Genomic DNA, 23,336 nt, shown 5'->3' on the forward strand with positions numbered 1-23,336 from the left:
CAGAAATTATTCCAACCACTCGGTATGGAAAATGCCTTCTTTATCAGTACGTTTATAGGTGTGCGCACCAAAGTAGTCACGCTGCGCCTGAATTAAGTTAGCTGGCAGTACTGCGGCGCGATAGCTGTCATAGTAGGCCACTGCCGCAGAGAATGTCGGCACCGGAATGCCGTTCTGCACCGCGTAAGCCACGACATCTCGCAGCGCCTGCTGGTACTCATCAGCAATTTTCTTGAAGTAAGGCGCTAACAGCAAGTTAGCGATATCGGCGTTTTCTGCGTAAGCATCGGTGATCTTCTGCAGGAACTGAGCGCGAATGATACAGCCCGCCCGGAAAATCTTAGCAATCTCGCCGTAGTTGAGATCCCAGTGATATTCATCAGACGCGGCGCGTAGCTGTGAGAAGCCCTGCGCATAGGAGACGATCTTGCCAAGATACAGCGCGCGACGCACTTTCTCGATAAATTCCGCTTTGTCGCCTGCCGGTTGCGCTTTCGGCCCGGAGAGCACTTTAGATGCGGCAACACGTTGCGCTTTCAACGAAGAGATGTAACGCGCAAAGACAGATTCGGTAATCAGCGACAGCGGTTCGCCCAGATCCAGCGCGCTCTGGCTGGTCCATTTACCGGTCCCTTTGTTGGCGGCTTCATCAAGAATGACATCCACCAGGTAGTTTCCGTCTTCATCTTTTTTAGTGAAGATGTCTTTAGTGATGTCGATCAGATAACTGCTCAGCTCGCCGTTATTCCACTCGGTAAAAGTGTTCGCCAACTCTTCATTGCTGAGGTTCAGGCCGCCTTTCAGCAGGGAGTAAGCTTCAGCGATAAGCTGCATATCGCCATATTCAATACCATTGTGGACCATCTTGACGTAGTGACCAGCACCATCGGCGCCGATATAGGTCACGCACGGTTCGCCATCTTCCGCCACAGCAGCAATCTTCGTCAGGATCGGCGCCACCAGTTCATAGGCATCTTTCTGACCGCCAGGCATGATAGATGGCCCTTTCAGCGCGCCCTCTTCACCACCGGAAACACCGGTACCGATAAAGTTAAAACCTTCCGCAGACAGCTCACGATTGCGACGGATTGTGTCCTGGAAGAAGGTGTTACCGCCATCAATAATGATATCGCCTTTTTCCAGATACGGTTTCAGCGAATCGATAGCTGCATCAGTACCTGCGCCCGCTTTCACCATTAACAGGATACGACGAGGCGTTTCGAGGGATTCAACAAACTCTTTCACCGTGTAATAAGGCACCAGCTTTTTGCCGGGATTCTCGGCAATCACTTCTTCGGTCTTTTCACGGGAGCGGTTGAAAACGGAGACGGTATAACCACGGCTTTCGATGTTGAGCGCGAGGTTGCGCCCCATCACTGCCATACCGACGACGCCGATCTGTTGCTTGGACATTACATACTCCTGTCAGGTGTGGAAACCCTGCCACAAACGGTCATGGCAGGTTAAAGGTGAATAGTATGTTAACTCAAAGGTATGATATTAAGGTAGCGATTGATGCGTTCAGATTTTACGCAGGCTATTTTATACAATTATTATTCAGTACTTCTCGGTAAGCTTAATACGCACCATCTCGCCGCAAAACAACTTTCGCTGTTTTAAACAGAATGGCAATATCATTCCAAAGCGTCCAGTTTTTAACATACCAGGAATCAAAATAAACACGAGTGTCATAATCAACATCATTACGCCCACTCACTTGCCATAGACCTGTCATGCCCGGCTTTGCCATCAAATAATAATCAACATCATCACAATAACGCTCCAGTTCATCCGAAACGATAGGTCGTGGTCCAACCAGGCTCATATCACCTTTTAGTACATTAAAAAGTTGTGGCAACTCATCAAGGCTAGTTTTACGTATAAATCGACCTACAGCTGTGATTCGAGGATCATTTTTCAGTTTAAAATCTTTTTCCCATTCAGCCCTGGCAATAGGATCGTTAGCCAAAAGTTCTTTTAGTACCTCTTGAGAATTCATAACCATAGAACGAAATTTGTAGCATGGAAAAAGTTTTCCATGCCGACCTACTCGCTGGTGACCATAAATAGCCGGACCACCATCTCGAGTAACTTTATACCACAGATAAATCATAAGTGGTGATGCAATTATAAGAATCATTATTGAACAAACAATATCAAATGTCCGTTTGAGAAAACGGGACGACCTTTTAGCCAAGTTATTTTGTATCCTTAATAACATAACTTCATGGCTAAAGATAAAAGACATATCAGTATTATATAATGGCAATCCTCTAAACGAGGGGACGACAGTAACAGAACGACAATGATGTTTTGAAAGTTCACGTAGCCAAAAATGTGTTTTCTCCAACTCGGTGTATTCATAAGCAAGGATATAATGGACATCACCTGTACGATTTAAATCCCAAATAGTCTCAGTGTCCTTTATCACCGGCAACATATTTATTTCAGCATCTGACGCATCCGTATCAAAAAAAGCGATAACATCAAACCCCATCATCTCCTCACTTTGCAGCGCAGAATATGCACCACGAGCATTCTGTCCGCTCCCCAGGATGATAGTTTTTTTCTTCCAGATACCTAGCTTGTTCAATAAATGCTTTGTAAGTGCGCGAAAAAAAGGCACCAGGATTATGGCAAAAGTCCAACAAAACACCCAGACATAGCGTGAAAACTGCCATTTTGTAAACGCAATTAAAGCCAAATCAAACACAGCAAAAATAACGATAGTACGAATAACCTCTTTCAACTCATACCAGAATGGCTTTCGATATGTATAGTGACGCAGTCGAACCCAAAACCATCCAACGCATACTATAGATAGAATAAAATGTGATATAAATCGATTATCTAATTGCTCTTGTGGTACAAATCGCTGAACTTCATCAAAGATTAAATATACAACTCCTAACGATGCCCATAAGGCTACATTAAAAAACAGTAAATCTGATATAGCCAATAATATTTTGCATAAATTTGGGTTATACTTATTATCAAAACGATCCATTTAATTCTCACCCTCAACTTGGGTACCAGATAACCAGACAAAGTATTACTGGAAAGAAACGCTCTATATCAACAGCCATTAAGCTCTACCCAGTTTGCTTTTGATATTAGAGAGAACAGTTTCAACAATATTACATGCCTCCTCTTGCGAGTCAGCCTCCGCATAGCAACGCAACTCAGGGGCATTGCCTGAAGGTCGTAAATGAATAATATTGTTGTTATCGATAGTGATTCTAAAGCCATCAGTAACATCAGAATGTAATATATGATGTTTATTAAAACCAATATACTGCAAAAAATCCTCTTGATCTGTCAGACCAAGATTTATTAAAGACATACTTGTTTTAACACTTATATCCTGTAATCTGTTTGAATAGGTATAGCGAGCAGGAAGTTTTTTAACAAGCTCACTAATACTTTTGTCCTTGCTACCAAACAGAAGCATAATGGCAGGTAATAAAGCATCACGTGTTGGTAATGCCTTAAGTAAACGCTGATTAATATAAACATCGCTACCTAGCAGAAAGCCACCATTCGCTTCAAAACCAGCTATACAATTATAGTTTGCAGATAATTTAGCAAATGCTGCAATCACATAGGGTGAACCAATCTTTGTTCGTTCCACATGTTTAAAAAAGTTACCAGATGAGATTGTACTGTTGCAGCTTACAGGAATAGCGACTGCATCAGCAGCTAATTCGAGAGAGCACAGAAGGCCTAATATATCTCCTCTTAACCAATTTCCATATTCGTCAGCTATCAGAGGGCGATCTCCATCACCATCAGTTGAAAATATAGCATCTAACTGATATTTTTTTGCCCATGTGATTGCTTTATTTCTATCATCTTCACTTACAGCTTCAGTATCAATAGGAACAAATTCGTCGCTCCTTGCTAAACTAACAACTGTAGCACCCAACATTTTGAATAACGTCTTATAGAGATCACGACCCGCACTAGAATGCTCATAAATTCCAATGCGCTTATTTTTCAAGAATGGCATTGGAAATAATGAGGTATATCGTAGAATATAATTTCTAGCAGCGATTGTGGAAATTGTCAATTGTTCAAGCTTAGGCTGCATAAATGAGGCATCAACATGAATAATAGCATTCTCATCATCTTTAGTAATTTCACCATCTGGTCTATAAAATTTCAGGCCATTACGGTCAAAAGGGATATGACTGCCAGTAACCATGATTGCAGGTACTTTATCGGAAATTGATTGATGAGCTAAAGCAGGTGTTGGAATTACGCCATAGTAAACGGTTTTAATTCCTTTTTCTTGCAAAGCAGCGGCACAAGCTTGAGCCATCGCGTAACTGCTTGGACGATTATCAATTGCGAGCGCAACCGTTGTAAATGAGAATCTTTGCTGCATTACTGTCAAAAAGGAAATGGTAAATGCTGCGCAAACTTCGGGTGTAAAATCGGTAACAAGGCCGCGGGCACCACTGGTTCCAAAATTAATTCCAGATTTGTTGATAACATCGTAAGTATTATATATATTTTTCATCAATTCATTACTCCAGATATCCAGAATGTTTCTCCAGGCGAATAATATCATCCTCCGCAAGATAGGTGCCAGATTGAATTTCTATTAGTTCTAATGGAATAGTCGCGGGGTTTTTTAACGTATGAACTGTATTAGCAGGTATAAATGTTGATTCATTCTCCGAAATTGTAAAAATTTCTTCCCCCTTAGTAATACAAGCAGTACCAGATACCACTATCCAATGCTCAGCACGATGGAGATGCATCTGAGCAGCAAACTTCGCGCCTGGTTTAACAGTTATTCTTTTAACTAAATAATTATCGCCACTATGAATTACGCTAAATTTTCCCCACGGTCGGAAAACCTCTAAATGTTTTTTATGTTCGTTTCTATTATTAGCTTTTAAATAATCAACAACTTTTTTAACATCCTGGACTGAATCTTTATCAGATACTAATAATGCATCTGCTGTCTGCACGATAACTAAATTATTTACTCCGATTGTACTAATAAACGATTTTTCAGAATAGATATAATTATCTTTACTATTATATGCAAAAATATCGCCATGTAATACATTACGTTGTGGATCTTTCTTAGAAATATCCCACAGTGAAGACCATGACCCCACATCTGACCAGCCGGCATTCATCGGTACGACAACTGCATGCCTAGTATGTTCCATTACCGCATAATCGATAGAATCACTAGGGCACATTGCGAATGCTTCTTTATCAATACGGATAAAATCAAGATCAGGATTAATACTCCCTACCGCATTTTCACATGCTTGGTAAATATCGGGGGACAGATCCTTTAATTCTTGTAAGTAACTACTTGCACGAAATAGGAACATACCGCTGTTCCAATAATATTTCTCTGATTCTACATAATGACGCGCTGTATCGAAATCAGGCTTCTCTACAAATTCGGCTACAGAAAAAGCATCTTCCCCGATTGCTTCACCTCTACAAATATAACCGTAGCCAGTTTCGGCCTGTGTGGGTACAATACCAAACGTTACTAGCTTACCTTGTGTTGCAAAAAATTCAGCGTGATTGATAGCTTTAAGAAACACTTTCTCATCGCGGATGACATGATCCGCAGCAAGGACAAGCAAAAGCGGGTCTTCATCGACGACATTCTGAAGTGAACAAAAAGCGGCCAGCGCTATAGCTGGGGCTGTATTACGCCCCACTGGCTCTAATATGATGTTATTTGCTAGTTTATTTATAGCTCGAAGTTGTTCAGCGACAAGGAAGCGGTGACTATCATTACAAATGACTAAAGGTTCTCCAGCCAAAAGAGGAGTCAATCTTTTAATGGTGTTTTGCAGCATAGATAATTCACCATCTACGCTTAAAAACTGTTTCGGATGCTCTTCACGTGAAAGTGGCCACAAACGGCTACCAATCCCACCGGCCATTATTACTGGTATTAATTTAGACATTCAATAAACCATAATTAACGTTTAATAATCTGTTCTGTTTTGAAAAGATTCCACTTTTCATTAACAAAGTTCTTAAATTCTTGTTCAAATCTTGATCGAGAAAATTTTTCTGCATTTTTTCTACAAGCCTGAGATGTAAAAAATGATGCATTTTTTTCAAATTCACTAACAGCTTCATGCAAAGAAGCAATATTCTGTTCCTTGAAGAAAATGCCAGTCGGTTCCTCTACACCTAGTGGGCGAACGGTTTCTAAGGCCCCACCCTTCCCAAAGGCAATAACAGGGGTACCGCAAGCTTGAGCTTCGACAGGTATTATTCCAAAGTCCTCTTCCGCTGCAAAAACAAACGCCCTGGCGCTCTGCATATACTCTTTTAAAACAGGAAAAGATTGATAACCGAGCAATTTTATATTGTCTGTAGCCTTGCTCTTTATTTTTTTCATCTCCGGTCCATCACCAATAACTACTAATTTCTTTTCCGGCATTTTACTAAAGGCTTCGACAATAAGATCAATACGTTTGTAGGGTACCATACGGGATGCTGTGAAATAATAGTCTTGCTTTTCATTTTTTACTTCAAAATTATCCACATCTACAGGCGGATATATAACTGAAGCCTCACGTCTGTATACTTTTTTAATTCTACGCGCGATATATTGAGAATTAGCTATAAAATGATCAACCCCATTTGCGGTTCGAGAATCCCAAATTCGTATTTTGTGAAGAAGCCATTTTGCTAACCAACCTTTAATTCCTTTATTCAGGTTAGACTCATTAAGGTACTGATGCTGTAAATCCCACGCATATCGAATAGGAGAATGAACATAGCTAATGTGAAGCTGATCTGGTCCGGAAATAACACCTTTTGCAACGGAATGGGCGCTACTAATGATGATATTAGCATCTGATAAATCAAGTTGTTCAATAGCCAGTGGCATTAGTGGTAAATATTTCTGGTAAAATTTTTTAGCTTTAGGTAAATTTTGAATAAATGTGGTAGTCGCATATTTCCCCAGAAAATGTCTTCTTTGTTCATCCGTTAGAAAATCAACCACCGAATATAACTTCGCTTCAGGAAAAACATGCAGGATGGCAGATGATACCTGTTCGGAGCCTGCATAACTTAATAACCACTCATGAACGAGAGATATTTTTATTTCATTTATTTCCATCACATGCCTCTGTCAGTACCATTTCAATCTCACTAACCACGTTTTGCCAATTGAACCTCTTTGCCCGCAAAAGCCCCTTTTGGATTAAATGCTTACGAAGTTCAGAATCATTAATTAACCTCGAAATTCCTTTAGTAATAGCATCTTCCGAAAGAGGGTCGACAAGAATCGCTGCATCTCCAGCCACCTCTGGCAATGATGAAGTTAGAGAAGTTAATACAGGAATACCACAGGCCATGCCCTCCACTACAGGTAATCCAAAACCTTCATATAAAGAAGGGAAAACTAATCCTAACGAGCCCTTATATAACGATGGTAAATCTTTTTCAGACACGAACCCAAAGAACTTTACACGTTCACTTAAACCATGTTGTATTATTAGTTTTTCTAAATCATTACAAGGATTACCAGTAAAAACGAGTTTTATTGATGGATCAATATCTGCTTTGGCAAAGGCAGATATAACACACTTCTCATTCTTATGAGTTTTTCTGTTTCCTACACATAGCAAATATTTATAGCCTAAATTCAATGGTTTTACATCGGCATTAAATAGACTAGATACCCCATTATATACCGTGACTATTTTATTAGGGTTTACACCTGACCATGCTACTATTCTTTCTTTTGAAAAATTCGAAACTGTAAATATTTTATATGCTTTTCTACAACCGCGCTTTATTATAAAATTATAAAATAACCTCTTAAAAAGAGAGGAATTATCATTTAAATCCAGATGATTTAGATCATGTATTGTTATTATGAACTTTTTCGAACAAAAAAGTGGTGGAATATAGCCAGGAAGAAAAACCACATCAGTTTTCTTTCGCAGAAAAATATTGACTGCTAAACCTAATGGGGCCAGCGGAGAAGCACATTTTCTATATAGTTCCTCCTTAGATATATCACATAGTAGTTTAGAAATTTCATCAGTAAAACGTCCAATCCCCCCTTTATTAGACCAACTAATATCCATCAAAACCTTTTTATTATTCATTATCGCGTGCACCGTCTATTTGTTAATTTTAAAAATGGAATCAAAGCTAAAACTGTCCAATAATATATAGAAAAAGTTGATGACGAAGGTGCTGAACTTAACGCTGCACTTATAAAATATATACTTCCAAAGAGAAAATATAATCTATAGTGCATATTGCTACAATGACTGCCATATATTCTATTTAGTAAAGTTGAAGAATAAAATTGACTTGCCAGATAAATAATATTTATGATTAAGCCAATAATACCAGTCTCAAGGGCGATCCAGAAAAAATAATTATCCGTATTTAACCTATTATCTTTTACCGAAAGCATGTTTCCTGAACCTTGAGTACCCAGACCTATACCTGATGGATGTTCTGACAGGAAGTTTAATGAATTAATTGCCATATCTATCCGCCCCTGTGTAGATCCACGCGATGCCTGAGACGAATCTGTAAACCTGCCGATCAAAATTTCTGTATAGTTGTCAAAAATATTAGTAGAAATTGCTAAAACGGGTATAATTATTACAAATAAAGTTATTCCACAAAAAAGCATCTTCCGATTTGAAATTATATAAAGTGCGTAAATAAGCGCAGCAACAAGTATTGCTCCTCTAGTAAGACTCATGCAGATCGCTATAAATAGCACAAAACTAATAATGAGCATCAATAATCTTTTATATCCTTGGGAAAAACACTCCATACATAACAAAACACCTAATGTGAGCATATATCCAAAATTGAGAGCATCACTAAAACCGCCTGTAGCCCGGACCATCCCATCATAGCTATTAATTAAGTTTAATTGTTCTCCTGCATAATGCTCATCATATCCGAGCAATTTAATGAACTCTCCATTCATTAGTACATCAATAATAGATATTGTCGCAACCATAAACATTAGAAAAATTATGTAGCAAACTATTTTTTCAATATTTAAGGATTGCGGGTATGATACTTTTAAAATCACTAATGCTATGAAAACTGCCGGGAATAAAATATAACTCCGCCCCCCCATAATTGCTTGAATTTTATCCGGTGAGAATATAGTTAACGCTATTACCCATAGTATTACCGCCGACCATGAAAAAATAGTAAAAACCAACGGGAAATAAGTTTTTTTCCTATCAATGACAAATCGAACTAGCACTAACGCCACAAAAAATACATTGAGTACATCCCTTAGGATTGCTCCTGGTGGAAATGGCAGCATACCCACCATCCACGAACTAATATATGGAGAAAATAAGTTAACGCCTAATATCGCAGCAAGAAGTATATTCATAACATTTTTTGAAAGTGGAGGTTAAATACCAAGACGCGGAGTACCGCCTTTTTTGCTACGAATGTATTTAATTAAAGCATCATAGCCCCTCCGTTTTAGTACATACCCTAAAAAGGCATGCACATAGAAAAGCTTTTCATTTGAAAATCCCATTTTCCGAAATTTATTTATCATTTTAATATAAGTATAAAGAGGCAAGTCGAGTTGATCTCGAATATAAGGATAAAAATAGTTCGCTAAGTCTTTTCTAATTCCAGCATAAACGCCATCAATTTTTGTTGTATCTTCTATATATTTTGCAATTAGCAACAAGCCTTCAACCATATGTATACGGCCCTCTGGTTTATACCCCCCCGGGGTGAAAACTCCTTTTTCAGTTCCAGCGTTACCAAAGTCAGGAGCCTCTGTATCCCTCGACAATGTCATCACGTCGCTAAAATAGTATCCCTGACCTTCAGCCATTAGCATACCAGCAAGGTACATTTGATAATATAAACGCCCATCAAATAAATCACTCGATAGTTTTTTTGCTTTTTCAGCATTGACAATAAAGCCTGAAATAACTCCAACTCTACGGAAGAAAAATTTAATGGCATCAACCCCCGGCTGAAATAAAGTATCGTCTGTTAAATGACGAACAGTATCACATAACTCATTCGGATTTTCCTTAAACCAACCATACGCTCGCGTAGCCAATACAATTTCAGGATTAGCCTTCAAAACTTTCACTATTTTTGATAACGCTCCATCTGCTAATAGATCATCGTTGCCCATGATCATGCAATATTTACCTGTCGTCAAACTAATGCATTTTTTTAAATTCTTATCATAGCCTAAATTATCTTCATTGAAATTAACATAAAGATTTTGTTTATTATTTTTTGCTTTATAGTTTTCGATAATAGAGTTTATCTCATCTCTCTGTGGAGATTTATCTTCACAAACAATGACCTCAAAATCATTATTCTTTAAACAATAATCTTGATTATATATGCTATCCAGTAGTGGCTCTAAAAACTCAGCTCTATTATAAGACGGTATACAAATACTGATAAAAACATTCATTTTAAAATACCTTTATTACTTTAGCAGGAACCCCACCAATTAAACATGGCTTATCGACTTTTAAATCCTTGACGACTGAATTAGCTGCGATTACACAGCCATCACAAATTTCACTACCAGCCAGAATTACTGCATTATCTCCAATCCAGCAGCAATTACCTATTTTAATAGGAGCAATATCACCTAATGGCTTATTTGCTGGCGGTTCTATTTTCGGACTGCATACTTTATAACTGCCATGGCTATGATCGCCTATATAAACTTTGCTACCAATTAATATATCGTTTTCTAAAATTAAACATGATACGCAAGAAATATGAACATTATCACTTAAACATATACGATCACCTATGTACAAATAAGGTTCAAATTTTTCATCACCATAATTATATACAGCTTCAATCCAGCAGTTATCACCAACCCGCATACTACCCCATTTGGAAGAGGTGTTATTTTTTGCAGAGTAAGGTTTGACATTCAATTTAAAATTCTTCCCAACCATTTTAAAATCATATCCGCTAAGCAGAACAAGAAACTTTGCTTTTGATTTCCGCCTAACTTTACTCAATAATGATATGATAAGATTTAATTTTAATCTTAAACTATAGACAAACATTAGATAGTCCTATAAGTCGTTTTCAGCAAACCATCTTGAATAATTTTTATTTACGCATTAAAACCGTCTTTATAATATATTTTATTTTTCTAAATAAAGGCACAGTTTTAGGGTATAGATAGAAAAACCTAAGCCCATATTTATATATAATTAAATCTATAAATGCACTATCGCAATCTCTTAAATAATTATTTGTAGCAAAATTTTTGGTTTTATCTTCATCGCCTATGAAGTTAAGTAAGAATAAACATGCTGATGCGCGAACTCTTTTACTTACACGGTGCTCTCTGGGATAAAAAACATCAAAGATTGTCGCAAGATTATTAGAAAAAACCTTATATAAATGATATCCACCTGAATTATCTGGCTCAGCCTCAATTATATTATTATGGATAACTGCGAACTCTCCACCCTGTTTAAGTAATGGCAATTGCCATGTTAAATGCATAAGATATTTTCCAGTAGTTTGCGGACTGAAAATACCAACGGCTTTGACAATTGCATCAGTTTTCTTACATATCATTCCAGAAATAAACGTGAACATAACTTTCACGTCTGAAATAAAATCTACATCATTTGTGTAGAATGACGTCCTCACATCAGCATTATAGTTTAACTCAGTCTTTGCTGCTGAATTTACATACACCATATCTAATGCAGGCCGGGACTTTAATATCGAAAAAACCTTCGAAATACCATTTTTGACTATTAGATCATCATCGCCAATCATCCAAAGATATTTTCCATTTGATAACTCAAAACATTTCTGGAAGTTACCATCCATTCCTAAGTTTTCTTCATTTAGATGATAAGTACTATTTCTTATTTTATCTAAGCCACTCTTGGCTATTCTTGCTGTTTCATCTGTTGAAGCATTATCACAAACAATAACCTCGAGTTCATCATGACAATAGTTCTCCTGTTGAATTATACTATCAAGTAAACGAGCCAAACATGAAGAGCGGTTATATGTCGGAATAGCAATAGTAAGAAGAGGTTTTTTACTCATAAGAACTCTTGAATCTTTTAAAGATTATATAAGTTTGAGGAACAAAATATAACCACGTTAGTGCTGCATACATTAACATGTAGAACCTCGAGTACTCTAAATATGCAACAAACAACATTGTAGTTATAGTCAAGAGAGCCATTATACATGATGCCAATGTCATTTTTTCAGTTTTATGCGCTCTTATATAGGTTGCAAAGCAAGCTACAATGTGATTACCAATAATTGCTAAAGATAAAAAGAAAAAATCCTGCAATCCCAAAAACCGCTCGCCAATGTTTGAACCAGATAATTTCAATAACCATAATGAAATGTATACACCAGTTAATCCTGTCAAGACAAAAAAGGATGATTGCATTACTGCACTTTTGAACGATTTACTCAGTTCCGCAAGCTGTTTGTTGGAAACCATTACTCCCCATTTTGGATATTTAGTGGATATCCAAGCCAGGCCCGTAGCCATTACCATATTGCATAATGTTAAAGACATCCCTAACTGCCCTGCATATATAGCCCCGAAATATTTGAATGCAATGGGGGTCATAACAAAATAAATAAAATACCCTGACATCCAACTTAGAGCAATTCGCCATTGCATAGGAAATATTTCATTAACCCATGAAATACCACCTTCAGTATATTTATTTTTATGCTTTAAAGATTGCAGGAAAATTTTTTTAAAATACTTATATGAAAATATGGAGAATATGATAGTCCCTGAAATAGCTATTGCAGACGTAGCATATAGTCCAAAGCCACTAATAAGTAAGCTTACTGCCAATATACCAGCTAACAGCGACTGATACATTCTCATTTTATTCACATCAGTAATTAACCCACTCCCTTCAGCGACAGAAAGTACAGAAACAAGAAAAATATTAAAAGCTGTAACTATTGTTAATAATAACCATGCCCCTTGCCAAGGTACACCTAAGCCTTCTTTTTGCGTAAAAAAAACATACCCGATGGGACCGACTATTAATATTATTAGCAAAGCTATTACTGCATACCATTTTATTGCCAACCGAAATAACGATAGGTAACGTTGCTTATTTTTACTTTCACCTATAATATCTCGTTCAGAATAATCATATTTTAACGCTGACATTTCATGGCTAGCGAATTGAATGATTACCGTTGATAGCCCCAATTCAAATATTATCTGTAGTGCCACTACTGAATTAAATGTATAATAATAGCCCTGTGCGTCTTTAGATAAATGGTGTGATATTAACATTATTAACAGTAAACCCGTTAATACAGATATTATCTTACCAAAAATAACATAACGAATTGCTTTATCTACACCTAACATTCTAATAATACGATTCATTACTCTTTCATACTCAACATTTTTTTCACACCCTTCTCAATAGAAAACTCGGCACTCCAACCTAATCGAGTCAAGAAAGAGGTATTTGCATGTGACTCCATAATCTCATCATCACGCATCGCAACTGCACCATAATTTATCTTACTACTACTATGCGTTTCTTTTTTTATTATCTCAAACACTTCTTTTAGCTCTATCGATTTTCCAGTCCCCACCTCGACATCATAGTGTCCAGCGTTAAAACCCTCCTTTAAAATTTTCAAATAGGCCGAAACAACATCGTCTATATAAATAAAATCTCTTTTCTGCCTGGCGATCGTACAATCAATATCTTCATTGTTTTTCATTTTTTTGATAACATACGGGATTATTTTACCTGCTTTATCCCTCTCACCGTAAACATGTTCTAAACGTAAATTTATAAAACAAACGTCTGGATGTTCCTCTACGTATATTTTTGATAGTTCTACAAAATGTCTTTTAGATGCCATGTAAGAACGCATATATCCATAGTGCTTCTCATATTTCCCAAAAAAAGAGTCAGTAGAAATAAAGAATTTCGTTTTAAGCGCTGGCATTAACTCAAGCAGTCTTGTTGGTAATAGGACATTACATTTATATTGTTCAGATATAGGGGTTCTGTTTCGACCATAGTCTGTTGCAATATGGACAATCGCATGAATATTCATAGATGATTGACATATTTTTTCTATATCTTGTATATTCAACCATTCAATCAAGGTATTGATAATCGTTGGCTCGGTTATAGGACGCTTTAATGCAATAATACTATAACCTTCCTTTATGAGACTATGTAGTAGATGGGTACCTACAAAGCTAGTAGCGCCAGTCATTAGGATTTTCTTATTCACATCAAGCATCCTATCCTAAAAATTAGAAATTTAAACCAAAAAATTCTTCAAACTTACTTACGACATAATCTAAATGCTCTGTAGTCAAGCCTGGATAAATACCAATCCAGAACGTTTGATTCATTATACGGTCGGTATTTGTCAACTCACCCACTACACGATATTTCACATTAGCAAAATACGGTTGGCGAATCAGATTTCCAGCAAACAGTAAACGTGTACCGATTTTTGCTTCATCAAGGAATTTCACCAGTTCGACACGGTTAACACCGCTAGTTTCTTTCAGGGTGATAGGGAAGCCAAACCAGGATGGGTCTGATTTCTCTGTTGCTTCTGGTAATTCGAGGAATTCAGTGCAAGATTGCAAACCCTGTTTCAAATAGGAAAAGTTAGCTTTACGCTGCTCTACAAACTCTTCCACGCGTTCTAACTGAGCCAGACCACATGCTGCCTGCATGTCCGTGATTTTGAGATTATATCCGAGGTGGGAATAAGTATATTTGTGATCATAGCCTTGAGGAAGTGACCCCAATTGCTGACCAAAACGTTTACCGCAGGTGTTATCGCATCCTGGCGCACAATAACAATCCCGGCCCCAGTCACGGAACGACTCAATAATTTTCTTTAGTTCACCTGACCTGGTGAATACAGCACCACCTTCACCCATTGTGATATGGTGAGCCGGATAAAAACTAACGGTTCCGATGTCACCAAAGGTACCTACCATCTGGCCTTCATAAGTCGTCCCAAGGGCATCACAGCAGTCTTCAATCAACCATAAGTTATATTTATCGGCAATCCGACGAACTTCACTCAGGTTAAATGCATTACCGAGTGTATGAGCGATCATTATCGCTTTTGATTTCTCAGTAACTGCAGCTTCAATGAGAGAGGCATCGATATTATATGTCGGGATATCAACATCCACGAATACCGGTATTAAACCATTCTGGATCGCCGGGTTAACTGTAGTCGGGAAGCCAGCAGCGACAGTAATAACCTCATCACCAGGTTTGAGAGCACGCTCGCCTAATTTTGGGGAAGTCAGCGCAGTCAGTGCCAGCAAGTTTGCCGAAGAGCCAGATGTAGTCGTTAAAACATGAGGAACCCCAATAAATTCCCCAAGTTTTTTCTCAAAGGCATCATTGAAACGACCAGTAGTTAGCCATCCATCAAGAGACGCCTCAACCATCAATTGTAACTCTTTGGCACCAATAACCTTCCCGGAAGGAGGCACAACGCTTGTACCTGCAACAAAAGGTTTCGGGCTCAATGCCTCATTCGCATACTGAGCGACAAGCTGAGAAATTTGCTCACGCAGGTTATTTGCTGTCATTACTTTGATTCCTTAAACTTATTTTCTTAACGAGTAGTTGCAGACATATAGTCGCTGATTTCACGCTTTGAACAAATCAACATATCTTCGCCGCGAATCCATGCTTTATGCCATTTTACGATGCGACCAAGTGTTTCAGTCAATCCCCAACGCGGATGCCATCCTAATTGCATATTTGCTTTAGAGCAATCCAGTTTCAGATAATGTGCCTCATGAGGATGATTCTCACCATCCAGTAACCAGCTTGCATCATCACCCCAAAGCGTGACCATCTTGTCAACAATAAATTCGACCGTCTTCGCATCTTCATCACGCGGGCCGAAATTCCATCCTTCAGAAAACTTAGCACCTTCTGTATATAAGCGTTGCGCCACCACAATGTAACCAGAAAGAGGCTCCAGTACATGCTGCCATGGACGGATAGAATATGGGTTTCGAATAATAACCTGCTGGTTATTTTCAAATGAGCGCAGAATATCGGGAATTAAACGGTCTTTAGCCCAATCGCCTCCGCCTATGACATTACCAGCCCTCACAGACGCCAAACCAACGCCATGTTGCTCATAATTTGCAGGATTGAAGAATGAGTTCCGGAATGCAGACGCGACTAATTCTGCACAACCTTTACTATTAGAGTATGGATCGTACCCTCCCATGGGTTCGTTCTCACGATAGCCCCACACCCACTCACGATTGTCGTAGCACTTATCACTGGTGATATTTACGACTGCCTTTATGTTACCTACTTGCTTAACTGCTTCAAGCAAATGGACAGTACCCATAACATTTGTTGAGTATGTTTCGATTGGCTGTTCATAAGATAGGCGCACTAAAGGCTGGGCTGCCATATGGAAAACAATTTCTGGCTTAAATTCTGCAATAGAATTGCGCAGCTTTTCAAAATCACGAATATCGCCAATATGAGATTCCATAAGATCATTAAGATGCACTATCTCAAATAAACTTGGAACAGTTGGCGCATCAAGTGCATAGCCTTTTACAATTGCACCCATTTCAGTCAGCCATAGCGAAAGCCAGCTTCCTTTAAAGCCAGTATGGCCGGTAACGAATACACGTTTACCTTGCCAAAAATTTTTATCAATCATCTACTTACTCCCAGGTTTTCCACGGAGCTTTACCTTTTTCCCACAGCCCTTCGAGGTAAACTTTATCACGTAGGGTATCCATCGGCTGCCAGAAACCTGGGTGTTCAAAAGCCATTAACTCCCCCTGTTGTGCCAATGTCATTAATGGCTCTTGTTCCCAGGTTGTTGCATCGTTATCGATGAGATCGATAACCGATGGATTCAACACAAAGAAACCACCATTGATCATTGCCCCATCGCCTTTCGGTTTTTCCTGGAATGACCGGACCTGACCAGCTTGGATATCTAATGCGCCAAAGCGTCCAGGTGGAAAAGTAGCTGTTAAAGTCGCTTTCTTACCGTGAGCCTTATGGAAATCGATAGTCGCTTTGATATCAAGGTCGGCAACGCCATCACCATAAGTAAACAGGAAAGCCTCGTCATCTTTTACGTATTCAGCAACACGTTTCAGACGACCACCAGTCATTGAAGAATCACCCGTATCAACCAATGTGACATTCCATGGTTCAACACGTTTGTGGTGAACTTCCATACGGTTTTCAGCCATATGGAATGTTACATCTGACATGTGAAGGAAGTAGTTCGCAAAATATTCTTTAATCACATATCCTTTATAACCACAGCAGATAATAAAATCCTTGATACCATGCACAGAATACATTTTCATAATGTGCCAAAGAATAGGCTTGCCACCAATTTCTACCATCGGTTTTGGTTTTACAATTGTTTCTTCACTTAGTCTGGTACCAAGTCCACCAGCCAGGATGACCGCTTTCATAAATTACCCTCAATATTATTTAGATGCAGTAAATGCATCAGAATAGAAATGTTCTACAGAGAGATTTTTCATCATAAAGTCCTTTTTACTGGCATCGATCATCACAGGTGAACCACATGCATATATATCGAAGAACTCTAGAGAATCAAAATCATCCATCACGGCATGATGGACAAATCCCTTTCTCCCCCCCCATTCGGCGTCATCACCAGAAACAACAGGGATATAGTGAACGTTGTCGTACTGTTCACTCCACTGCTGCGGTAATGCAGAGTAAAAATCTTTACTATCTTGCATTCCCCAGTAAATGTAGATCTCACGACGACATTTCCCCTGAATGAGATGCTCAACCATTGATTTAACTGGAGCGAATCCAGTACCGCCTGCAAGGAAGATTATAGGTCTGTCACTTTCACGAATAAAAAATGTTCCGCAAGGCCCTTCAATGCGCATAAGAGTATTTTCTTGTAACTCCCCAAAAATGAGCGAGCTCATCTGACCATTGGGAACATTCCTTACATGCAACTCAATACCATTCGACTCATCACTATTAGCGATAGAATAACTGCGAGTTACACCTTTATAATGTAAATTGATATACTGCCCTGGAAGGAAGCCAATTTTTGCTGTTGGTGGTGTGCGTAACTTCAAAGTCATAACATCGCCTGAAACCAGTACAGCACTATTTACCTTGCATGGGACAATTTTTTTTGTCTGTCCAGCTAGTTCAGGAAAAAAATGCGCATTTAGCTCAAGGGCGGTTTTAGGTTTACAGCAGCAGGTTAGTATTTTATCACCCTGTCCAAAAATATTACCTTTGGAGTCAACAACTTCTCCCGCCAACAAATCGGACTCACAGATACCACAATCACCCGCTTTGCAGCTATGTTCAAGATGGATGCCAGCCGATAGCGCAGCATCGAGGATTGATTCATCCTCTCTACCGGAAAATTCAATATTTGATGGAAAAATCTTAATAATATGAGACACGATGCTTACTCTGTTAACAAGGCTTGATCCAGTAAAGGTGCTGCAGCATCTTTTGCTGAAAGCTCAGGCAGCTGAGAAAAAGGCCATTCAATACCTATTGTCTCATCATTCCATAGAATGCTACCTTCCGATGAAGGTGAATAATAATTAGTTGCTTTGTACAAAAACTCTGCATAATCACTGAGAGTAACAAAACCATGAGCAAAACCTTCTGGAATCCAAAGCTGTCGCTTATTCTCAGCAGATAGATTTACGCCAACCCACTGACCAAAAGTAGGCGACTCCTTTCGGATATCGACCGCAACATCAAAAACCTCACCGACAGCACAACGAACTAACTTACCCTGTGCATTTGCTCCTCTCTGAAAATGCAGCCCTCTAAGTACGTTCTTTTTGGATTTTGAATGATTATCTTGAACAAATGTAATTTTACGTCCAATCAACTTTTCAAAGGTCTGCTGGTTATAACTTTCAAAAAAGAATCCCCTCTCATCACCAAAAACTTTAGGCTCTAAGATCAAGACATCTGGTATTGCTGTTTTAATCACAATCATCACTTATAAACCTTTCACCATCGTCAGCAAATATTTGCCATAATCATTTTTTAATAATGGCCCGGCCAGTTCTATAACCTGTTGTGCATTTATAAAATTTTTACGAAATGCGATCTCTTCCGGGCAAGACACTTTCAGACCCTGGCGTTCTTCGATGGTTGCAATAAAATTACTGGCCTCTATCAAACTCTGATGCGTCCCTGTATCCAGCCAGGCATAACCGCGCCCCATCATAGCGACAGACAATCTTCCCTGATCCATATAGATACGGTTAATATCCGTGATTTCTAACTCACCGCGAGCGGAAGGCTTAAGATTTTTCGCCATCTCCACCACGCTATTATCATAAAAATACAGCCCCGTTACCGCGTAATTACTCTTCGGTTGTAACGGTTTTTCTTCCAGACTAACGGCTGTGCCATTTTGATCAAACTCAACCACACCGTAGCGCTCTGGATCGTTTACATGATAAGCAAAGACGGTAGCACCACTTTCTTTATTAACGGCAGCTTCCATTAACTTTGGTAAATCATGACCATAGAAGATATTGTCACCCAGCACTAATGCACAATCATCATGACCAATGAACTCTTCACCAATAATAAACGCCTGTGCTAAGCCATCCGGGCTTGGCTGTACTTTATATTGAAGATTCAGCCCCCACTGGCTGCCGTCTCCCAGCAGTTGTTGAAAACGCGGCGTGTCCTGTGGCGTACTGATGATCAGGATATCCCGAATGCCTGCCAGCATAAGCGTGGAAAGGGGATAGTAAATCATCGGTTTATCATAAATTGGTAGCAATTGCTTACTTACCGCCATGGTCACCGGATAAAGACGAGTGCCGGAGCCCCCCGCTAAAATAATGCCCTTACGCGTTTTCATTTCCATTTCTCATTCATAGAAAATGCCCTGATGGGCATTTAAATTTATCAGATGGTTGTCGTCGTAAACATTTCAGTCAGCATGCGCTTAACTCCTAATTCCCATTGCGGCAGAATAAGGCCAAAATTACGCTGAAACTTTTCAGTATTGAGACGCGAATTGCCAGGTCTGCTCGCCGGCGTCGGGTAGGCGCTGGTCGGCACAGCATTAAGCTCAGTCAGCGCAAGCGTTATCCCTGCTTTGCGCGCCTCGTCAAAGACTAAGGCCGCGTAGTCATGCCAGGTTGTGGTTCCCCCGGCAACCAGATGGTAAAGACCTGCGACTTCTGGTTTCTTTAACGCCACACGGATCGCATGGGCCGTGCAGTCAGCCAGTAATTCCGCACCGGTTGGCGCACCGTACTGATCGTTGATGACTGAAAGTGTCTGACGCTCTTTCGCCAGACGAAGCATTGTCTTTGCGAAATTATTGCCCTTACCGGCATAAACCCAACTGGTGCGGAAGATAAGATGCTTAGGGCAGTTATCCTGCAGGGCCTTTTCTCCCGCCAGTTTGGTCTTGCCATAGACATTCAGCGGCGACGTAGCGTCCGTTTCCTGCCATGGGATATCGCCGGTACCAGGAAATACATAATCGGTTGAATAATGCACTACCCATGCGCCAGTTTCGTTGGCTGCTTTAGCGATGGCTTCCACACTGGTGGCGTTAAGTAACTGCGCCAGTTCTGGTTCAGACTCTGCTTTATCTACTGCAGTATGGGCTGCTGCGTTAACAATCACATCGGGACGAAGCTTACGAACGGTTTCGGCAACGCCTTTCGGATTGCTAAAATCACCGCAAAACTCTTTTGAATGGACATCCAGAGCAATCAGATTCCCCACTGGTGCCAGAGAACGTTGCAACTCCCAGCCTACTTGCCCTGTCTTACCAAAAAGTAAGATATTCATTACTGGCGTCCTTCATAGTTCTGTTCTATCCAACTCTGATACGCCCCACTTTTAACATTGTTTACCCATTGAGTATTTGCAAGGTACCATTCCACTGTTTTACGAATACCGCTTTCAAAGGTCTCCAGCGGTTTCCAGCCTAATTCGCGGCTAATTTTACCTGCATCAATGGCATAACGACGATCATGGCCCGGACGATCCGCGACATAAGTGATTTGTTCACGATAAGAAGTCGCTTTGGGTACAATCTCATCCAGCAGATCACAGATGGTAAATACCACATCAAGATTTTTCTTCTCATTGTGGCCACCAATGTTATAAGTCTCCCCCGCCTTGCCTTCAGTCACTACCATATGAAGCGCGCGAGCGTGATCTTCTACATATAGCCAATCGCGAATCTGATCCCCTTTGCCATAAATTGGCAAAGGCTTTCCTTCCAGTGCGTTCAAAATGACCAACGGAATCAGTTTTTCAGGGAAGTGATAAGGGCCATAGTTATTAGAACAATTGGTAACGATCGTTGGTAGACCATAGGTACGCCGCCAGGCACGGACTAAATGATCGCTGGATGCTTTTGACGCAGAATAGGGGCTACTTGGCGCATATGCCGTCGTTTCAGTAAATAACGGCAGCGTAACGCTGTTTTCAACTTCATCAGGATGCGGTAAATCGCCGTAAACTTCATCAGTGGAAATATGATGAAAACGAAAATTATTTTTTTTATCTTCGCCAAGGGCAGACCAGTATTTACGCGCAACTTCAAGAAGTGCATAGGTGCCGACGATATTGGTTTCAATAAATGCTGCTGGCCCGGTAATCGAACGGTCCACATGACTTTCCGCAGCCAAATGCATCACCGCGTCCGGCTGGTACTGCTCAAAAATACGCGTTATTTCAGCGGAATCACAAATATCCGCGTGTTCAAAATTGTAGCGATTACTTTCAGAAATATCAGAAAGGGATTCAAGATTACCGGCGTAGGTTAATTTATCAATATTAACTACAGTGTCCTGTGTATTCTTAATAATATGGCGGACAACAGCTGATCCAATAAAACCTGCCCCGCCAGTAATAAGTATCTTCACTTTTCTATTCCATAAGGCGTATTTAATGTGGTATTTAATTTGCCAATAAAAATTAATTGCTCAAGTCGTTACACACGCTACCGCCCCTGGCTCATCAGCTACCAGTGCACTGCGTACATATCGACTTGTTACAGACCTCGCCCGGCAGGGCAAAGCTCACTAAAACTTAAACGCTAATTGTCTTATTAATTGCATCCGGAAACAAGGATTAATCTTATAAAATCAGCATTAAAATGCTCCAGATAACCCCTTGTTACTTAAGCCCTTTATACAAAACTAAAACGGCAGTCAACATTCGTTTCAGCCAACTTGCCGCTTCGAATGTTCACTGCCGTTATTATGTTTATCACCAACCATTTATCACGGTTGTTAATACTTATTCATGCAAAAGCTGCTCTATGCTCTTACGGAACTTGGCTCCTTCTTTCAGGTTGCGCAGCCCGTACTTCACAAATGCCTGCATGTAGCCCATTTTTTTACCGCAGTCATAGCTGTCACCCGTCATTAGCATCGCGTCAACCGACTGTTTTTTCGCCAGTTCTGCAATGGCATCGGTGAGCTGGATACGGCCCCAGGCGCCCGGTTCGGTTCTTTCCAGTTCCGCCCAGATGTCGACTGAAAGCACATAACGGCCTACCGCCATCAAATCGGAATCCAGCGTCTGCGGCTGATCCGGTTTTTCGATAAACTCCACAATCCGGCTGACTTTGCCTTCATTATCCAGAGGTTCTTTCGTCTGGATAACGGAATACTCCGATAAATCACCTTTCATGCGCTTCGCCAGCACCTGGCTGCGACCCGTTTCATTGAAACGCGCCACCATCGCCGCAAGGTTATAGCGCAGCGGATCGGCGGTAGCATCATCAATAATAATATCCGGGAGTACCACAATGAAAGGGTTATCGCCCACGACCGGACGCGCGCACAGAATAGAGTGCCCCAGCCCTAACGGCTGCGCCTGGCGAACGTTCATAATCGTCACGCCCGGTGGGCAGATAGATTGCACTTCCGCCAAAAGCTGGCGCTTAACGCGCTGCTCAAGAAGTGATTCAAGTTCATAAGAGGTGTCGAAGTGGTTCTCAACGGCGTTTTTAGACGCGTGAGTCACCAGCACGATTTCTTTGATCCCTGCAGCCACAATCTCATCGACAATGTACTGAATCATTGGCTTGTCGACGATCGGTAGCATCTCTTTTGGGATTGCCTTGGTGGCAGGCAACATATGCATACCCAAACCCGCTACCGGTATAACTGCTTTCAAATTCATCATTGTTTCTTCCACCTGTAAAATGGTTGCTGAATTATAGCTCTTTAGCTTGTTTTCGCCAGCATGAATTACTCTGCTGCCAGGGATAATGATGGCACGCTCTAC

20 protein-coding genes and 1 pseudogene are annotated in these 23,336 nt (G+C 40.1%); all 21 read right to left on the reverse strand.

From position 1 onward, the window contains the following. Positions 1-6: 6 nt before the first annotated feature. The 21 genes and pseudogenes from gndA to galF all read right to left on the reverse strand — a co-directional run bounded on the left by gndA (position 7) and on the right by galF (position 23,234). On the reverse strand, positions 7-1,413 hold the full coding sequence (gene gndA / locus ACLJRS_RS06600; protein ID WP_000043530.1) for an NADP-dependent phosphogluconate dehydrogenase: 1,407 nt from the start codon (positions 1,411-1,413) through the stop codon (positions 7-9). A gap of 163 nt (positions 1,414-1,576) precedes the next feature. After that, on the reverse strand, positions 1,577-3,007 hold the full coding sequence (locus tag ACLJRS_RS06605; protein WP_000373565.1) for an undecaprenyl-phosphate galactose phosphotransferase: 1,431 nt from the start codon (positions 3,005-3,007) through the stop codon (positions 1,577-1,579). 78 nt (positions 3,008-3,085) lie between these two features. Beyond that, on the reverse strand, positions 3,086-4,522 hold the full coding sequence (locus tag ACLJRS_RS06610; RefSeq protein WP_000790546.1) for a phosphomannomutase: 1,437 nt from the start codon (positions 4,520-4,522) through the stop codon (positions 3,086-3,088). A 7-nt stretch (positions 4,523-4,529) separates the two neighbouring features. Continuing rightward, positions 4,530-5,951 carry a mannose-1-phosphate guanylyltransferase/mannose-6-phosphate isomerase gene (locus ACLJRS_RS06615; RefSeq protein ID WP_000040079.1) on the reverse strand — a complete coding sequence of 474 codons (1,422 nt, stop codon included), beginning with the start codon at positions 5,949-5,951 and terminating at the stop codon, positions 4,530-4,532. A gap of 14 nt (positions 5,952-5,965) precedes the next feature. Further along, positions 5,966-7,123: a glycosyltransferase family 4 protein gene (locus ACLJRS_RS06620; RefSeq protein ID WP_000405025.1), complete on the reverse strand. Its 1,158-nt coding sequence runs from the start codon at positions 7,121-7,123 to the stop codon at positions 5,966-5,968. Next, positions 7,110-8,120 carry a glycosyltransferase family 4 protein gene (locus tag ACLJRS_RS06625; protein ID WP_001060530.1) on the reverse strand — a complete coding sequence of 337 codons (1,011 nt, stop codon included), beginning with the start codon at positions 8,118-8,120 and terminating at the stop codon, positions 7,110-7,112. The genes ACLJRS_RS06620 and ACLJRS_RS06625 overlap by 14 nt, the downstream gene beginning before the upstream one ends. Further along, complete coding sequence (locus ACLJRS_RS06630) at positions 8,120-9,319, reverse strand: O-antigen polymerase (RefSeq protein WP_000936591.1); 1,200 nt, start codon at positions 9,317-9,319, stop codon at positions 8,120-8,122. Before ACLJRS_RS06630 ends, ACLJRS_RS06625 begins: the two co-directional genes overlap by 1 nt. Before the next feature lie 93 nt (positions 9,320-9,412). Next, the gene (locus tag ACLJRS_RS06635; protein WP_001100431.1) at positions 9,413-10,456 is read right to left on the reverse strand and encodes a glycosyltransferase family 2 protein; all 1,044 of its coding nucleotides are present in this window, start codon (positions 10,454-10,456) and stop codon (positions 9,413-9,415) included. A gap of 1 nt (position 10,457) precedes the next feature. Further along, the gene (locus tag ACLJRS_RS06640) at positions 10,458-11,072 is read right to left on the reverse strand and encodes an acyltransferase (protein ID WP_001669240.1); all 615 of its coding nucleotides are present in this window, start codon (positions 11,070-11,072) and stop codon (positions 10,458-10,460) included. 46 nt (positions 11,073-11,118) lie between these two features. Next, positions 11,119-12,081 carry a glycosyltransferase family 2 protein gene (locus tag ACLJRS_RS06645; RefSeq protein WP_000038917.1) on the reverse strand — a complete coding sequence of 321 codons (963 nt, stop codon included), beginning with the start codon at positions 12,079-12,081 and terminating at the stop codon, positions 11,119-11,121. After that, the gene (locus ACLJRS_RS06650; RefSeq protein WP_001079811.1) at positions 12,074-13,414 is read right to left on the reverse strand and encodes a membrane protein; all 1,341 of its coding nucleotides are present in this window, start codon (positions 13,412-13,414) and stop codon (positions 12,074-12,076) included. Before ACLJRS_RS06650 ends, ACLJRS_RS06645 begins: the two co-directional genes overlap by 8 nt. Next, on the reverse strand, positions 13,414-14,295 hold the full coding sequence (rfbJ, locus tag ACLJRS_RS06655) for a CDP-abequose synthase (protein ID WP_000887844.1): 882 nt from the start codon (positions 14,293-14,295) through the stop codon (positions 13,414-13,416). The genes ACLJRS_RS06650 and rfbJ overlap by 1 nt, the downstream gene beginning before the upstream one ends. A 13-nt stretch (positions 14,296-14,308) precedes the next feature. Continuing rightward, positions 14,309-15,622, reverse strand: a complete 1,314-nt coding sequence (rfbH, locus tag ACLJRS_RS06660; protein ID WP_000126351.1) for a lipopolysaccharide biosynthesis protein RfbH — start codon at positions 15,620-15,622, stop codon at positions 14,309-14,311. 26 nt (positions 15,623-15,648) lie between these two features. Beyond that, positions 15,649-16,728: a CDP-glucose 4,6-dehydratase gene (rfbG, locus tag ACLJRS_RS06665; RefSeq protein WP_000565902.1), complete on the reverse strand. Its 1,080-nt coding sequence runs from the start codon at positions 16,726-16,728 to the stop codon at positions 15,649-15,651. 4 nt (positions 16,729-16,732) lie between these two features. Next, positions 16,733-17,506, reverse strand: coding sequence for a glucose-1-phosphate cytidylyltransferase (gene rfbF, locus ACLJRS_RS06670; protein ID WP_000648783.1), 774 nt, complete (start codon positions 17,504-17,506; stop codon positions 16,733-16,735). Beyond that, positions 17,503-18,496 (reverse strand): annotated as a pseudogene (locus ACLJRS_RS06675) (CDP-6-deoxy-delta-3,4-glucoseen reductase). Before ACLJRS_RS06675 ends, rfbF begins: the two are co-directional and overlap by 4 nt. Before the next feature lie 5 nt (positions 18,497-18,501). Then, positions 18,502-19,053: a dTDP-4-dehydrorhamnose 3,5-epimerase gene (rfbC, locus tag ACLJRS_RS06680; protein WP_000973714.1), complete on the reverse strand. Its 552-nt coding sequence runs from the start codon at positions 19,051-19,053 to the stop codon at positions 18,502-18,504. Further along, positions 19,054-19,932, reverse strand: coding sequence for a glucose-1-phosphate thymidylyltransferase RfbA (gene rfbA, locus ACLJRS_RS06685; protein ID WP_000857530.1), 879 nt, complete (start codon positions 19,930-19,932; stop codon positions 19,054-19,056). It lies immediately after the preceding gene. A 47-nt stretch (positions 19,933-19,979) separates the two neighbouring features. Next, positions 19,980-20,879, reverse strand: coding sequence for a dTDP-4-dehydrorhamnose reductase (rfbD, locus tag ACLJRS_RS06690; RefSeq protein WP_001023659.1), 900 nt, complete (start codon positions 20,877-20,879; stop codon positions 19,980-19,982). Next, positions 20,879-21,964 carry a dTDP-glucose 4,6-dehydratase gene (gene rfbB, locus ACLJRS_RS06695; protein WP_000697840.1) on the reverse strand — a complete coding sequence of 362 codons (1,086 nt, stop codon included), beginning with the start codon at positions 21,962-21,964 and terminating at the stop codon, positions 20,879-20,881. The genes rfbD and rfbB overlap by 1 nt, the downstream gene beginning before the upstream one ends. A 376-nt stretch (positions 21,965-22,340) precedes the next feature. Next, positions 22,341-23,234 carry a GalU regulator GalF gene (galF, locus tag ACLJRS_RS06700; protein ID WP_000981471.1) on the reverse strand — a complete coding sequence of 298 codons (894 nt, stop codon included), beginning with the start codon at positions 23,232-23,234 and terminating at the stop codon, positions 22,341-22,343. Positions 23,235-23,336 lie beyond the last annotated feature (102 nt).

Source organism: Salmonella sp. SAL00670 (genome assembly GCF_046552235.1).
Classification (GTDB): Bacteria; Pseudomonadota; Gammaproteobacteria; order Enterobacterales; family Enterobacteriaceae; genus Salmonella; species Salmonella enterica.